Origin of the sequence: Pseudomonas sp. OG7 (assembly GCF_014192825.1) — a bacterium.
Lineage (GTDB): Bacteria > Pseudomonadota > Gammaproteobacteria > Pseudomonadales > Pseudomonadaceae > Aquipseudomonas > Aquipseudomonas monteilii.
In genome coordinates this window covers 327341-342869 of the sequence record NZ_JACHYK010000005.1, presented here as the reverse complement: position 1 = coordinate 342869, position 15529 = coordinate 327341, and the positions used below count along the sequence as shown (strand labels likewise).

Annotated in this window: 14 protein-coding genes; all 14 read right to left on the bottom strand. The window is 60.2% G+C overall.

The features are described 5' to 3' along the window. Positions 1–37: 37 nt before the first annotated feature. The 14 genes from FHW75_RS14840 to FHW75_RS14775 all read right to left on the bottom strand — a co-directional run bounded on the left by FHW75_RS14840 (position 38) and on the right by FHW75_RS14775 (position 15443). Positions 38–1393 carry a sigma-54 dependent transcriptional regulator gene (locus FHW75_RS14840; RefSeq protein WP_025753840.1) on the bottom strand — a complete coding sequence of 452 codons (1356 nt, stop codon included), beginning with the start codon at positions 1391–1393 and terminating at the stop codon, positions 38–40. Next, positions 1393–2610, bottom strand: coding sequence for a PAS domain-containing sensor histidine kinase (locus tag FHW75_RS14835; RefSeq protein WP_027615296.1), 1218 nt, complete (start codon positions 2608–2610; stop codon positions 1393–1395). Before FHW75_RS14835 ends, FHW75_RS14840 begins: the two co-directional genes overlap by 1 nt. A 141-nt stretch (positions 2611–2751) precedes the next feature. Beyond that, complete coding sequence (gene fleQ / locus FHW75_RS14830; protein WP_027609437.1) at positions 2752–4227, bottom strand: transcriptional regulator FleQ; 1476 nt, start codon at positions 4225–4227, stop codon at positions 2752–2754. Between the two features lie 167 nt (positions 4228–4394). Beyond that, positions 4395–4691 carry a hypothetical protein gene (locus FHW75_RS14825; RefSeq protein WP_016711796.1) on the bottom strand — a complete coding sequence of 99 codons (297 nt, stop codon included), beginning with the start codon at positions 4689–4691 and terminating at the stop codon, positions 4395–4397. Between the two features lie 14 nt (positions 4692–4705). Continuing rightward, a complete protein-coding gene (gene fliS / locus FHW75_RS14820) occupies positions 4706–5101 on the bottom strand; it encodes a flagellar export chaperone FliS (protein ID WP_016711797.1) in 396 nt (131 codons plus the stop codon). A 137-nt stretch (positions 5102–5238) separates the two neighbouring features. Then, positions 5239–6651 (bottom strand): flagellar filament capping protein FliD, encoded by a 1413-nt coding sequence (fliD, locus tag FHW75_RS14815; RefSeq protein WP_027615297.1) that lies wholly within the window; start codon positions 6649–6651, stop codon positions 5239–5241. Between the two features lie 81 nt (positions 6652–6732). Next, a complete protein-coding gene (locus tag FHW75_RS14810) occupies positions 6733–7110 on the bottom strand; it encodes a flagellar protein FlaG (protein WP_027615298.1) in 378 nt (125 codons plus the stop codon). 71 nt (positions 7111–7181) lie between these two features. Then, positions 7182–8033, bottom strand: a complete 852-nt coding sequence (locus FHW75_RS14805) for a flagellin domain-containing protein (RefSeq protein WP_027615299.1) — start codon at positions 8031–8033, stop codon at positions 7182–7184. Positions 8034–8285: 252 nt separating this feature from the next. Further along, the gene (locus FHW75_RS14800; protein WP_016711800.1) at positions 8286–9221 is read right to left on the bottom strand and encodes a ketoacyl-ACP synthase III; all 936 of its coding nucleotides are present in this window, start codon (positions 9219–9221) and stop codon (positions 8286–8288) included. A 221-nt stretch (positions 9222–9442) separates the two neighbouring features. Next, positions 9443–10348, bottom strand: coding sequence for a class I SAM-dependent methyltransferase (locus FHW75_RS14795; protein ID WP_027615300.1), 906 nt, complete (start codon positions 10346–10348; stop codon positions 9443–9445). A 70-nt stretch (positions 10349–10418) separates the two neighbouring features. Further along, positions 10419–11360: an NAD(P)-dependent oxidoreductase gene (locus FHW75_RS14790; protein WP_232238336.1), complete on the bottom strand. Its 942-nt coding sequence runs from the start codon at positions 11358–11360 to the stop codon at positions 10419–10421. Between the two features lie 11 nt (positions 11361–11371). Then, on the bottom strand, positions 11372–12502 hold the full coding sequence (locus tag FHW75_RS14785; RefSeq protein WP_016711803.1) for an FkbM family methyltransferase: 1131 nt from the start codon (positions 12500–12502) through the stop codon (positions 11372–11374). Then, positions 12502–14331 (bottom strand): thiamine pyrophosphate-binding protein, encoded by a 1830-nt coding sequence (locus FHW75_RS14780; RefSeq protein WP_232238337.1) that lies wholly within the window; start codon positions 14329–14331, stop codon positions 12502–12504. Before FHW75_RS14780 ends, FHW75_RS14785 begins: the two co-directional genes overlap by 1 nt. Before the next feature lie 2 nt (positions 14332–14333). After that, entirely contained in the window at positions 14334–15443 is a 1110-nt protein-coding gene (locus FHW75_RS14775) for an N-acetylneuraminate synthase family protein (protein ID WP_012051613.1), read from the bottom strand. Positions 15444–15529 lie beyond the last annotated feature (86 nt).

Sequence of the window (15529 nt, the reverse complement as noted above, 5' to 3'; positions counted from 1 at the left end):
TTCTGGTTTTTGACAGGGTCGCCGTGGAGGCGGCCCGTCACCCGAACAGGCTGGCCTCTACATCGAACCCGGCATCACGCATCTGTGCCAGCTTGTAGCGCAGGGTGCGAGGGCTGATCCCAAGGCGTTCGGCCGCCTCTTTGCGCCGGCCGCGCTCGGCGCGCAAGGTGTCGATGATCATCTGGTACTCGTGGCGGCGCATGTCATCACCCAGCCCGCCGGCCTCAACAACCACTTCAGGCGAGGGCACGGTGCCGGCCGACAATGGAATGGCGCCTTCCAGACAAAAATCCGCCGCCTCGATCACCCCACCCTGCTGCAGGATCAGCGCCCGCTGCAGGGCGTTGTCCAATTCGCGCACGTTACCTGGCCAGGCGTGCGCCTGCAGGCAAGCCCGGGCCGCAGGCGAGAGGCGTACCGGAGCATGCTTCATCTTGGCCACATGCCGCGCCAACAGGCGCTCGGCCAGCTGCAGGATGTCGCCCGGGCGTTCACGCAGCGGGCGCCAGGCCAGCGGGAACACCGACAAGCGGTAATACAGGTCTTCGCGGAAGCGCCCGGCCGCCACCTCGCCTGCCAGGTCACGGTTGGTGGTGGCCAGCACACGAATGTCGAGGCTGATCGGCTTGCGCCCGCCTACCCGCTCCACCTCGCGCTCCTGCAGCACACGCAGCAGCTTGGCCTGTAAAGCCATGGGCATTTCCGAGATTTCGTCGAGCAACAAGGTGCCGCCTTCGGCCTGTTCGAACTTGCCTGCCTGGGCAGCGATAGCGCCGGTGAAGGCGCCCTTCTCGTGACCAAACAGAGTAGCCTCGAGCATATTGTCGGGAATCGCCGCGCAGTTGATCGCGACGAAGGGCTGCGCGGCACGGGGCGACTGCTGGTGAATGTAGCGCGCCAGCACTTCCTTGCCAGTACCGGACTCGCCGGAAATCAGCACGGTCGAGTCACTGCGCGCCACCCGGGCGGCCAACTCCAGCAACTGGCGGCTGGCCGGCTCGCAGGCGACCGGGCCTTCTTCGCCGCTCACGCGCCCGGCGGCATGCCGCTCGACCAGGCTGAGCAACGCCTTGGGCTCGAAGGGCTTGACCAGGTAGTCGGCAGCGCCCTGGCGCATCGCCTCGACCGCACGCTCGACGGCGGCGTGTGCAGTCATCAGCAACACCGGCAACTGCGGTTGCTGGCGGCGCAGCTGGCTGAGCAACTGGTGCCCGTCCATGCCGGGCATGTTCACGTCACTGACCACCAGGCTGAAAGCGTCTTCCAGCACAGCCTCCAGCGCTTCTTCGGCACTGCCCACCGCCTGGTAAGCGAAACCGCCGATTTCCAGGGTATCGCCCAGCGCCTGGCGCAATACGCGATCGTCCTCGACCAGCAGCACCTTGATTGCCATCACACCCCCTCCGCCAACTGCCCGTCGATCAAGGGCAGCTCTACCCGCACGCAAGTACCACGGCCCACTTTCGAGCGCAGGCTGATCCTGCCCTGGTGTGCGCGCACCACGGCCTTGACCACGGCCAGGCCCAAACCGGTACCGGTGGCCTTGGTGGTCAGGAACGGCTCACCCAGGCGGCCGAGCAAATCGGCCTCGATACCGCTGCCAGCATCGCTGACGCACAGGTGCAAGGTACGTTCACGGCGGTACAGGTGCACCTTCAGCCGTGCCTGCCCGTCGCCGGCCTGCAGGGCATTCTCGACCAAGTTGAGCATGGCCCCCACCAGGGTGTCGCGGTTGCACAGCAGCTCACCCAGGTGGCTGTCACACTGCCAGCGCACGGCATGCCCCTGCACATGCACCTGGGCCGCCTGCTGCAGTGCCTGGAACAAGGCTTTCGGGGTTACCCGATCAAGCAGCGGCAGCTCGCCACGGGCAAACACCAGCATGTCGCGCACCTGGTGCTCCAGTTCGTGCAAGCGTTCCTTCAGGGTGCCGGCAAAGCGCTGGCGGGTTTCTGCGCTCAGCTGTTGCTCGCTATCGGCCAGATGACTGGCGTACAGCATGGCTGCCGACAGCGGCGTACGGATTTGATGCGCCAGCGAAGCAACCATGCGCCCCAACGACGACAACCGCTCATGGCGCGCCAACTGGTCTTGCAGGCGACGGGTTTCAGTCAGGTCATTGAGCAGCACCAGTTGGCCGGGCTCGGCGTCCAGCGAACGGGTCGCGATCGACAGGCGACGGCCGTCGCGCAACGAGACTTCGTGGCCATCGTCCTTGCGCGGTGCAAAGCTGCGGGCAATCACCTGGCGCCACAGCTGGCCGATCAACGGCTCACCAAGCAACTCGCAGGCAGCCGGGTTGGCTTCACGCACCAGGCCCTGGCCGTCGATCACGATCACCCCGCCGGGCAGCAGGTCCAGCAGGTTTTGCAGGCGGTTGGCCAGACGTTCCTTTTCGCTGAGTTCTTCGATGCGCTGGGCACTGACCACCGCCAGCTCGCCCTTGAGCTCACTGACCCGGGCTTCGAGCAGGCTGTAGGACTGGCTCAGCTGGCTGGACACCTGATTGAACAAGGCGAAGGCTTGCTCGACACCCTGGCGGCTTTCCTGCTCCACCGGGGTTTGCCCCTTCTGGTCGGGGGCTAGGGATACGTGGGCGGCCTGGGGCATCGTGCTCTCTCGCGTGGCTGACCGTCATAAAAACGGTATGGTGCCAGCGTTGTAGCAATAGCCGTGCCGGGGATGGGGAATTAGGTTGACTGTGGAGGCCTCTTCGCTGGTTTACCCGCGAAGAGGCCGGACCAGGCGACGTCAGTCCTCTGCCTGATCCTCGCCGCCCTGGCGGCTCATGCCGTACTTGCGCATCTTCTCGACCAGGGTGGTCCGGCGAATGCGCAAACGCTCAGCCGCGCGCGCAACGATACCGTTGGCATCGTCCAGCGCCTGTTGGATCAGGCCCTGCTCCAGGCTACCGAGGTAGTCTTTCAGGTCGAGCCCTTCGGGCGGCAGCATGGCATGGTTGCTGAAGTTCGGCGTATGGCCATTGATCGCCACGCGCTCTTCCAGGTCGCTGCGCAGGCTGTCGACCATCTGCTCGTCTTCATCGTCGACGTAGCGGAACTTCTTCGGCAACTCGGACACGCCAATCACCCCGTACGGGTGCATGATCGCCATGCGCTCGACCAGGTTGGCCAGCTCACGCACGTTACCCGGCCAGCCGTGACGGCACAGCGACATGATCGAGGCAGAGTTGAAGCGGATGGAACCGCGCTTCTCGTGCTCCATGCGCGAGATCAGCTCGTTCATCAGCAGCGGGATATCTTCCACCCGCTCACGCAGCGGCGCCATTTCGATGGGGAACACGTTCAGGCGGTAATACAGGTCTTCACGGAAGGTGCCGTCCTCGATCATGGTCTCGAGGTTCTTGTGCGTCGCGGCGATGATGCGCACATCGATGCTCTGGGTCTTGTTGCTACCTACACGCTCGAACGTACGCTCCTGCAGCACACGTAGCAGCTTGACCTGCATCGGCAGCGGCATGTCGCCGATTTCGTCAAGGAACAGGGTACCGCCGTTGGCCAGCTCGAAACGCCCGGCACGGCTGGTGATCGCACCGGTAAAGGCCCCCTTCTCGTGGCCGAACAGCTCGCTTTCCAGCAACTCGGCCGGGATCGCGCCACAGTTGACCGGCACGAACGGCGCTTCGCGGCGCTTGGAGTGGTAGTGCAGGTTGCGCGCCACCACCTCCTTGCCCGTGCCCGACTCACCCAGGATCAACACACTGGCATCGGTGTCAGCCACTTGCTGCATCATCTGCCGCACATGCTGGATGGCACGACTGGTGCCGACCAGGCTGCGGAACAGGTTGGGTTCGCGCTGGCGGCCACGCTCACGCGCCTGGTCGTACATTTCACGGTAGACCTGGGCACGGTGCAGCGAATCCAGCAGCTGGCTGTAGCTTGGCGGCATTTCCAGGTTGGAAAGCACGCGACGGCGAAGGTCTTCTGGCAGCTCGGCAGAAGAAATTTCACCTAAAAGCAGAACCGGAAGGAACTCATCCCAGGCAGCCACTGTCTTAAGTAGCCCAAGGAGATTGCCCGAGGCGTTCACGGTGCCGACAAGCACACACAACACTTCGCGACTTGAAGACAACGGCTCGACGACTTGCTGCCAGTCCAGGCTTGAGCAAGCGAGGTTTTCTTCGCCGAGAAAATTGAGCACCACCGCCAGGTCACGGCGGCGTGCGCTGTCGTCGTCGATCAGCAGAATCTTGGTTTCACGCCACATGCAATAGCAACTTCCCTAGTCATATCGGCGCCCTGCGGGCGTGCTCGACATCATTCCGACTGAATGGTCAGTGTTCGGACGTCTGAAATTCGAAAACAGCCACTAGTAAAGTCAAAAAACACCGATCAGTCAAATTAATGGCGCTCGGCTTTTTGCAACATCGGTGGTCAGGTGAACAAATGGTATACCTTTGCCGCGTTCTTCGCCTGACGGATTTTCGTCATTTCATCGACCAAGGATTGACGCTCGCCACTTGCAACCTCGATTAGTTGGCGGTACACGGCCAGCAATTGCTCGAGGCTGGCACTGACATCCGCCTCGTTGCCTTTGGCTTCGGACACCATGTCACCAATGCGCAGGCGGCATTCCAGGTCCAACTCCCCCACCGCTTCCCAGTTGCGTTCGGCCAGCGCCGCCAGCAGCATGTCCCGGGTTTGTTCGATGCGGGCGATTACTTCGCTCATGTCATGCTCCTTTATCAGGAAGCCGACGACTGATCGCCGATTGCGTCCCAACCTTCCTTCACAGTGATCAGCAGGCGCGCGACCTCGTCGATGATGGCCGGGTCACCCTTGAGATTGGCTTCGGTCAGGCGGCGGCTCATGTAGACATACAGGCTATCCAGCTCAGCCAGGTTGTCAGCATGGTTTTCCAGGTCCAGCCCTTCACGCAGCCCACCGATGATGTCGATGGCCTTGCCGAGCAGAATACCGCGCTGCGCGATGTCATTACGCGCGATGGCACCTTTGGCCTGGGCCATACGATCAAGACCGCCCTGCATGAGCATCTGTACCAGCCGGTGCGGACTGGCTTCGGACGTCTGCGCCACGCCGTTGACTTTCTGGTATTGACGAAGGGCCAACATCGGGTTCATGGATCTACCTCGTTGCAGCGAAAAGGTTGCTTGTACCTCTGTATCGCCTGAGCGTCAAAAAACTTTAGTGTCAACGCAAAAAGCCCGGAGCGACACGAGGCGCTGCCGGGCTTGTGCGTGGCAAAACGCGAGAACGATCAGGAGTTCTTGGCCTGCGCGTTGATAGCGTCGAAAACCGATTTGATCTGGTCGGCCTGGGCATTGAGCTTGGCCACAGCGGTGTCCATTGCCACCCACTTCTTGGTCAGCGACTCGGTCAAAGCCTCGGTCCGGCGATCCAGCGCGGTCTGCTGGTCTGCCAGGTTCTTCGCCACCTTATCCAGGTTGCTTTTGCGCGTGGCCAGGCTGCCGTCCGTGGAGTTGTACGGATCGATGGCCTTGTTCATGCGCTCGATCAACCCATTGGAGCCAGTGAACAACTCCTGAACTTCGGAGCCCAGCTTCTTGTCGTTCATCGCCGCGGTGAACTTGGTCGAGTTGAATTCGAGGGTACCATCTTTCGTGGTGTTGATACCCAGCTGGCTCAGGGTCGTCAACTGGTCGCCCGCCCCCACCTCGGACAGCACCTTGCGAATATCGTTGACCAGCGAACGGGTAGTCGGGTCGTTGCTCAACGGGCCGAGCGACAGGTTGTCATCTTCGTCACGCGTGGAGGTTGTCAGCGCAGTAATGGTTTTCTGCAACGTGTTGTAGGCATCGACGAACGACTGAATCGACTTCTTCAGGCCATCATTGTCCTGCGACACCGAGACGTTGGTTGGCACGCCGTCGGTGCCCGACCTGGCGCTGACGCCCGTCAGCTCCAGCGTGATGCCACTGATGGCATCGGTGATGGTGTTCTTCTTGCTGGTGACCACCAGGCCGTCGATGGTCAGCTCGGCATCCTGCGCCTTGGCGGTAATGAACCCGGCGCCGGTATCCGACATCTGCTGAGTACCGTCGATCTCAAGCTCAGGGACACCACTGACCATCAGGTCGGTATTGGCACCGGTGGTGGTGGAGCTGAACACCAGCCGCGCACCGTCCTTGCCGTTCACGATGTTGGCAGAGATACCCTGGACACCCAGCTCTTTGTTGATCTGGTCGCGCACGGACTGCAACGACGCGCCATCTTCAACTTCAAGCTCATAGATGTTGCCATTCTGCTCAATGGTCAGCGTACCGCCCGTCACCGTTGCAGCCGCACCGCCGGCAATCGGGGCACTGGCCACTTTCGAGCCGGTCGCCAGCTTGTTGACCACAATGTCGTAGCTGCCTGCCACCGCCGTGTTGCCAGCGGTCACCTTGACCACTGACTCATTGGCCGACTTGGCGGCGTATGCATTGAACGCAGGGCTGGTGGAGCTGTTCAACTTCGCCATGGCGTCCTGAAACGCCGTCAGGGCACTGCGAAGCGAGCCCACACCGGAAATCATCGCGGTATTGTTGCTGGTCTGCCGAGTGATCTGCGCCTTCTTGGCTGCAGTGTCGGCATTGACCAACGCCGCGACCATTTCGGTGATATTCAGCCCCGTACCTTGACCGATACTGGAAACCAGGGTGCCCGCCATACAGTTATCCCTCTTTGTTGACCGTCAGCACCTGCTCCTGCAAGCCCGACGTGATTCCTGCCTTAGCACATTCTCCGCCGATCAGACCTTGGCGTCGAACAAAATACTGTTTACATCGCTCAGGTTATGCGCAATCCGCAAAGCCTCTTCAGAAGGCAATTGGCGGATCAGCTCGCCGGTTTCACTGGCGATGACCTTGACGACGATCTTTCCGGATTCTTCGTCCGTGGAGAATTCCAGGTTGCGTCGGGTGGAGCTGAGAAACTTTTCGATTTCCGAAACAGCGTTTTTCACTTTTTCGGCATCATTGCTGTGCTCGGCAGCACTGATGGCATTGGGTACCAGCGTGTCACTGCCGCTACGCGACGCTTGCTCGGTGCGCTCAACCGGTTTTTCGCCAGCCTGTTCAGCGGGGCGGGATGCCGGATAGGACAGATTCAGCTTGACGCTCATGTCCATGTCTACCACCTCATAACGAAAAGGCGGGGAAGCGCCTTAAACTGCGCTCCCCCGCCGATCACCATCAGCGATTACTGAAGCAGCTTCAGTACGGCGGATGGCAGTTGGTTGGCCTGGGCCAGAATCGAAGTGGAAGCTTGCTGCAGGGTCTGCTGCTTGGTCAGCTGGGCAGTTTCAGCGGCGAAGTCGGTGTCCTGTACACGGCCACGGGCGGCTTCGGCGTTTTCGTTGATGTTCTGCAGGTTGTTGATGGTGCTGGTCAGACGGTTCTGAACGGCACCCAGGTCGGCACGGGTGCTGTTGATCGCGTTCAGTGCGTCGTCGATGGCGCTCAGGGCGGCGGTGAAGGTGGCTTCGGCAGCGGCGCTGTCGGCACCGGTGATGCTCATGCCACTCAGGCCGCTCAGCGCGCCAGTGGTGTTCATGGCATCGCTCAGGCTGATGGTGATCTGGTTGTCGCTACCGGTGTTGGAGCCAACCTGGAAGGTCATGTCGCTGGCGGTACCGTCCAGCAGGTTCTTGCCGTTCAGCTGGGTCGAACCGGCGATACGGTCGATCTCTTTGAGCATCGACTGGAATTCTTTATCCAGTGCGTCGCGGTCTGCTTCGCTGTTGTTGTCGTTTCGCGACTGAACAGCCAGTTCACGCATACGCTGCAGGATGTTGGTCTGCTCTTGCATCGCGCCTTCAGCAGTCTGGGCGATGGAGATGGCGTCGTTGGCGTTCTTGATCGCCATGGTCTGGCCACGGATCTGCGAAGTCATGCGGGTAGCGATCTGCAGGCCGGCAGCGTCGTCTTTGGCGCTGTTGATTTTCAGGCCGGAGGACAGACGGGTCATCGAGGTGCCCAGTGCATCGGAAGCCCGGTTCAGGTTCTTCTGAACGCCCAGGGAGGTGGTGTTGGTGTTTACAGTCAAAGCCATGACGAATTCCTCGTTGGATTGGGTACTACGGCTTCCGGCCTTGGCAATTCGCCGGAGGTGGCACAGAGAACCTTCGTAATAGTTATCGTCGTCAGGGCGGCTTGCTTTAGCGGAATTTCAAAAAAAATTGCTGGCATCGTGCCAGTCCAATGAAATCAAGGAGTTGACGCCAATTTACAGGCGTCACAGTAATGCAGGATAGAAAGTAAAACGCCGTCAGATGATGACGGCGTTATTGGAGGCGACGAACGGTCAGTCACAGCGTTCGATTATGGCCGAGCCCCACGACAAGCCCACCCCGAAGCCACTCAGCGCCACGCGCTTGCAGCTGGAGCCAAGTACGTGCTTTTCCAGCAGCAGCGGTATGCTGGACGACACGGTATTGCCCGTCTCGACCATATCCTTGACGAACTTCTGCTTGTGCTCGCCTTCATCGAAGCGCGACGATACGGCATCGACGATCGCCGCGCTGCCCTGGTGCAGGCAATACAGGTCGATATCCTCGGCCTGGAGTGCGCTGGCTTCAAGCAGCTGCTGCAAGTGCGCCGGCACCTTGACCAAGGCAAAGTTGTAGACCTGGCGACCATTCATGAAGAACTTGCCATCGGTGGTACGCAGATGCTCGGCCCCCGCGCCATCGCTGCCGAACAACGATTTGCCCAATTGCCAGGCAGCGTCCTCGCCCATCCAGGTGGCGGTAGCGGCGTCACCGAACAGCATGGTGGTATTGCGATCTTCCGGGTCGACAATCTTCGAGTAAGGGTCTGCAGTGATCAGCAGGCCATTCTTAAGGCCTGCGGCCTCCATGAAACCTTTCATGGCATACAAGCCATACACATAGCCCGAGCAGCCCAGGGAAATGTCAAAGGCCGCGACGGCTGTGGACAGCCCGAGCTTGTGCTGAACGATCGCCGCAGTGTGCGGCAGCCCTTCGGCATCGCCGTTCTGGGTGACCACGATCACGGCATCGATGGCAGCAGGATCCAGCGACGGGTTGGCGGCAAACAATGCTTGGGCTGCCTCGACACAAAGATCGGATGTTTCCTGGTTGGCATCCTTGCGCGGCAAGAAGGTGGAACCGATCTTGCCGAAAATGAACTCTTGATCCTTGCCGAATTTCGCACCTTGGGCGTAGTTGTCTACACCATTCACAGGTACGTAACTGGCGATGCTTTTAATGCCAATCATTGTGGCTTCCCGGTTGACATGGCGGATAGTGCGGGATCGGGCCTGAAATTGGCCTCGTCAGGCCATCGACGTGGCTGCCCGCTGACTTGATAGATTAAAGATGCACGTTTCGACTGCCAAGTCACGGTTATACGACCAAAGCTGCGAATGCCGCAATGCCGGGGCTGCTTTCGCGTGGCGCTCACGCAGCCGGACGACCTCATACCCACACAACCCTACGGTCACGCGCCCTCGAAAGGTGCCTTTTTCACAATCGCCTGCAGCAAGTGTACTGCCGAACCCAGCTTGGCATTGCTGGTAAACGCGGTTGACTGAATATCCACGACGGTGAAACCGCCAAGCGCGAACAGATTGGTAAGCGCCGCCACCGAGAAGAAGTTGATATGCTCATGCCAGTGCCGCTTTTGCTCAGCGCAAACCTGATCGTTGCCAACCATCACCGCCTCGTGGGGTAACTCCACGTACAGCAGCGTATCGTCGTGCATGCAGTCGCGTATCTGCGCAAGTGTGTCCGTTGGATAAGGAACATGCTCCAGCACATGCCGGCACACGATCAGGTCGTAAGTGCGTCCTCGCACTTCGTCCCTGGTCACGCTGCGGGTACCGGGCACGGTGGTTTTTTTGTCGATATCGTAGATATCGGTCGAGTAGCCCTGCCCTTTGAACGGTGTATTGGAGCCATCACCTCCGCCCCAGTCCAGGACCTGCGTGGGCGCAATATGCCGAAGAATGTAAGAACGGGTCAGGCCAAGCAGCTCGCTGGGCGCGCTCAGCGCTTTGTTGCGCTCCCTGAAGCCCGGCTCATAGTGTTCTCGCAAATCTTCATAAGCCTTGCCGTAGTAACCATCATAGAGGCGCTGCATTTCCCGGTCCGAAAACCGGATATCCAGAAACAGGAATTCACACTCCGCGCAATGCAGGGTATTGCACACGCAGTAGGCCGTGCCCTGAGGGATACTGTTCAACCCCCAGCTGGCATCGATGACTGCAGGCGCCCAGCCCAGTGCCCGATGCGACACAAACGGCATCAGCACTGCCGGGGACTGAGACAACTGCGCTGATCCACAGCAAACGCATCGGGTGGCAACGCGTTCGCGTGCACAGGCGGGAAACACATCGTTGATCATGAAGTCAGACCTAGCACGTCCAGGTAAAAATGGGATTATTGCGCCTCGGCCAGCTCAACCGGGCAGCCCTCTAAATTGCCGCATCCCTGATCGACTGCTGCAAACCATGGCGCAGTTGCAACCCGAGTTCCGAGCGCGCCTTGTCGATGCAGGGTACATACCGGTTCCGGAAACTTCCCGGGGTAGCCTGAGCAGCTGCAATGTGCACCGTTTTTTGGGGGGACAGCACGTCACGCACCTGGTGAGCGAGCTCAGCGATTGTCACCGCCTCGTCCGAGCCGACGTTGTAAGCAGTGCCCGCGCGCCCTTGGCGCAGCATCACATCCAGCCAGTGAGCCAGATCACGCTGATCCATGTAGGACCGCACAGGCGTTCCATCCCCGCTGACGCAAATGGCGGGCGACTCAAGGGCATCGCGGATGAAGTTGCCTATCGCGAAGTGCACATCGCGCGGCAGGTCCCTGCCGACAAACGCGAAACAGCGGGCGATGATCACCTCCAGACCAAACTGGTGCTGGTACAGGATGCACAGATGCTCGGCGCAGCGTTTGGCAACGCTGTAGGCATGGGCAGGCTCCAGCGGGTCGGGCAACCCATGGTAATCCTCGGGGATCTGCTCCAGCCCCTGCGGCTGGGGGCCGTACACACCGCCGGAACTGGTCATCAACAAGCGCGGGATACGCTGCCTGACAGAATAATCCAGCACATGACGGGTCCCCTCGACGATCTGGGTATACCGCTGCAATGGGCTGAGCTGAGCCCCGGCTGTCGAGTCGGCTGCCGCATGCAACACATGCGTGAAGCCGCCCGTTTCAGGAAACGACGCAGGCTGCAGAATGTCGCCCTGCTGCAGCCGCAGCCACGCCAGGCCGGAAAACTCAGGATGCCTGGCCAGAAAGGCCTCTGGCGCTCGGCTCAATACCGTGACCAACGGCACCTGCAAACCTGCATTGGCGATGCCCAGCCAGTGGCGTAGCAGCGCCTTGCCAAAAAAGCCGGTACCGCCGGTCAATAGCAGGTTCATCAGTTCGGCACTGCGTACAAGACCGACTCGAACGTGTTCGGGCAGTGTTGCCGGATATGGAACCGGTAATCGGAGCAAAACTCGAACAGCAACTCCGGCAGCTCCCACAAATCCTGAGGGTTGTGGTACAGGGACACAATCAGTACCGGGCGGCAACGCCGAATGATCTGTTCAGCACCACGCAACACCTGGGCCTCAGCGCCCTCGACATCCAGCTTGATCAGGTCGACCGGCGCACTTGGCAGCATCTGGTCCAGCGCAACGGCTGCAATCGATACGCCCCCACCTTGCTGGCTGATAGAGCAAGCCTCACCTTGGCCAGCATTGAACGTAAGAATGCTGTAATGCTCAGCGGCCGCCAATGGCAAACAAATTGCGCGGGTATCTTCAGCCCCAATGCGTTGCACCAAGCGGGTGAAATTTTCAGGGTCAGGCTCAAGCAGAAACGCTCGGCTGCAGGAGATTTCGGGCCAGGCAATCAATTCTTCATAGCTGTCACCGTCATAGGCACCACAGTCCACGTAGGTGATATCGCGCCCCTGCAAGGCCGGCAACGTCAGCGCGTTGATGTAACGCTCCTCCTCCGACAGAAAGCTGGCGTACTCAAGGTCAACCCCGAGCCGGAATGCGCACATCCGATAAAGAACCTGCTTGCTTTCGTTATCAGCCAGCTTGTCTGCCACGCGCCCGATACGTTCCATGGCGTCCAGCAGGTAATTACGGCTACTCAGCCAGAACCGCCACCCCAAGGCCGCAGCGAACTGTTCGTACAACTCCCAAGGCATCAATGGCTTGGCGAAGCCTGCCTCGGCAACGATCGACAACAACTCATCGTAAGGCGCATCGCGGTTGAAAATACCGAGTGCAAGTTGCGCTTCGGGCGCCTGGCGGGCCAGCGCCTGCCAGTTCAATACGGGCAACCCCTGGGCCGTATCGATGCGTGGCGATGTCTCTACAAAGCCGGCAACCGCAATACCTTGCTGCTGTGCGGCGGTGGCCAGGCTACGACCGAAGTTCCCGGCGCCGAAGATCCACAACGGCCGCTGTGGATCAATGCGCGCCGGTACCACGTCAGCTGCCCGGTCACGCAGTGCAATGAAGTCTTGGAAGCGATCTATCTTCTCAGCCATTACATACCCCTTTTATCGGTGTTGGGGACGGCACGCAGCGCTGCAGCTTCTGCACGAATCTGCGCCATGGTTTCCGGCTCCAGGAACGGGTGCATGTCATCGAGCTCCGGGGTGACGAAAGCACCGTTGGCATCGACCCGCGACTTGATACGCGGCACGAACTCCTGCCGAGGGTCGACGTGCAGGTCGATCAGCATCGGGCCATCACTTTCCAGAAGTGCATCGAGACGCGCCAGGTCGCCCTGCGTAGCGATGCTCTCGGCGCGCAGGCCATAAGCGCTGGCCACGGCAGTGAAGTCGGGGAAATCCACGCCCGATTCGGGCGTGGCGCCGATCACCCGGCCAAAGAAGTTTTCGTGTGTTTGCCAGATCGAGAGGTAACCGCGATTGTTGAGCACGATTACGATCACATTGACGCCGATGGTCTTGAGCGTTTGCAGTTCCTGAATGTTCATCTGCAGGCTGCCGTCGCCCGCAAAGCAGATCACGCGGCGTGCACCTTCCGCTTTGGCTGCCGTCGCCGCACCAATGGCCGCAGGCAGGTCATAGCCCATCGACGCGGAGCCCGAGTTGCTGAACAGGCGCTGGCCCTTTTGCAAGGCGCCGATCTGGAATGGCAGGATGCAGGCTGACGCATTGCCACATACCACGATGTCATCCGCACGCATCTGCGCAAAAATGCGCTGCACCATCAGGTACGGGTTCAAAGGCCCATCGGCTTTTTGCGTGTGCTCCGCCGATGCCGGATAGGTACGCCCTATGTGCTGGCACCATTGCACCCACGGCGCAAAACTCTGCAGGGTGGCCTTTGCCAGCTCTTGCTCGAAAACATCGAGGAAGTCTGCCAGGTCGGCGGTAACGCCGAAGTCCGGGCGCACGGTGGGCTTGTTCAGTTCGGCGGCGTCGATATCGACCTGAGCCACCCAAGCGTGCTTGGCGAATGCCTGCCAGTTATAACTGGTTTGTCGCACATTCAGGCGCGACCCCAGCACCAGCACAAAATCAGCCGCCTGCAAGCAGAAATTGCCGGCACGGGTCCCGATAGTGCCAGGGCGACCGGCGAACAGCGGGTGGTCGGACGCGATCAGATCATGGGTCCAGGCGGTCGCCAGGGGGATGCCGTAGCGCTCCACCAGCGCCAGTAGCCGTTGCTCGGTACGTGAAAGGCGTACGCCGGTGCCGCCCAGCACAACTGGGCGGTGCGATTGCAACAGCTTGCCGACGATATCACGGCAGGCGGCGCGCAAATCCTCGGCACGCGGCGGCTGGATCAACGATGGCGCCGGGATATCGAGTGGCACTTGGGATTGCTGGATATCCAGTGGAATATCGAGCCAGACAGGCCCGGGGCGACCGCCCACGGCTTCGGCGAATGCCTTGGGCAGCATGACCTCCACATCCTGCTCCGAACGCACGATCTGCGCGTACTTGCACACCGGGCTGGCCATGGCGATGGTCGGCCCCTCCTGGTCACCCAGTTGGCGCAGGCCAGGCACATCCTGGAAAGACACACAGGTCTCGCGCTTGATCTGGCCGGACAGCACGATCATGGGAATGGAGTCGGTGAACGCCCCATGCACCCCGTTGAGCGCGTTGATAGAGCCCGGGCCGGTCGTCAACATCACCACGGCCGGCTTGCCGGTGATGCGCGCATAACCCTCGGCGGCCATGGCACAAGCCTGCTCATGGTGCATGAACGTGCAGCGCAGTTGCTCATGGCCACCCAAGGCCTGGTTGAGGAACATGGCACCGCCGCCGGTGACGGTGAAAACCTGTTCAACCCCTTGCTGAACCAGCCATTGCGCAATTTGCTGAGATACAGTCGCCATCATCACAGCCCTCGGCCCAGGATCAGTTCTTTCAGTGCCGGAGTTTCACTGTAAGGCCCGTCAATGTGGTCGATGGTCAGGCGTTCGTTTGCCTTGATCGGCTGCAGCAGCGTTTCACCGTTCATCACTTCCCGGCAGGACAGCTGCCCTTTGTGCAGCGGGATGGCAAGGTAGAAGTCCTTTTCAAACTCGTCCCGGTTCAGCACGTAGCCTGGCGACAGGTCCCGACGTGCATAGGCACCGCGCACGAGTGCGTTGAGGTACTCGGTTTCCTTGCGCGAAATGATGCGTCGAGTGCCGCTGACACCCCCGCACATTTCCTTGGCCTTGTGGAACGCCTTGTACCAGGTATCGCACTGTTCAGGGAGCGAGCAGTAGTTGGAAACCGGCACCCCTTGGTACTGGATATCAATGTGCCGTTCCCAGGTACGTACACCTTTGCCGTAGGAAATGAGCATGGAAGAGTGCCAGTCGTGGTACTCATGGGTCGACAAGCCAATGACATGCCCAGGGTAACGGTTGCGCAGGTAGTCGATCTGGTCGAGCTGCAGTTCGTCGTCCTCGCTGGGGTACAGCGAAACGCAATGGTTAATGGCCAGCGGGATATCACGCTTTTCGAAGTAGCGGACGATATCGTCCAGGTCTTTTTCCGATGCACCACCTGTGGAAATGATGGTTGGCCGGCGGGTAGACGCGATTTTCTCGATAAGCGGCCAGTCGTTCATGTCGGAACTGGCGATCTTGATGATCGGCATGTCGAATTCGACGCACAGGTCAACCGAGGCTTCGTCGAACGGCGTCGCCATGGGAATGCAGCTCAGGTTGCGGACTTCTTCCACCATGCGGGCAAACTCCGCCTTGGTCAGGCGGGTGTCCTCGGTCTTCTTCACATAGCGAAGGTCTGCAGTCCCTTTGAAGTCAGGATGGATGAACTCGTCGACATCGCGGAACTGCAGCTTGATGGCAGCCTTGACGTTGTTGTAACGCGCAATCGTGCCGTGGTCGCGGACAATTTTCAGGCCGCGCTCCAGCTTGCCCCAATGATTGTTGGCGAGCTCCAGTACGAACAGGTTTTCAAACAGATCTTTGTCACGCTGACTAATGGTTTTCACCGGATACTCCCCTGGTTGCCGTGGGCCAGGTCGATGTGGCGCCAAGGCATGCTGTGTTCTGTGTATGGCTGATGCCGGCATTGCAC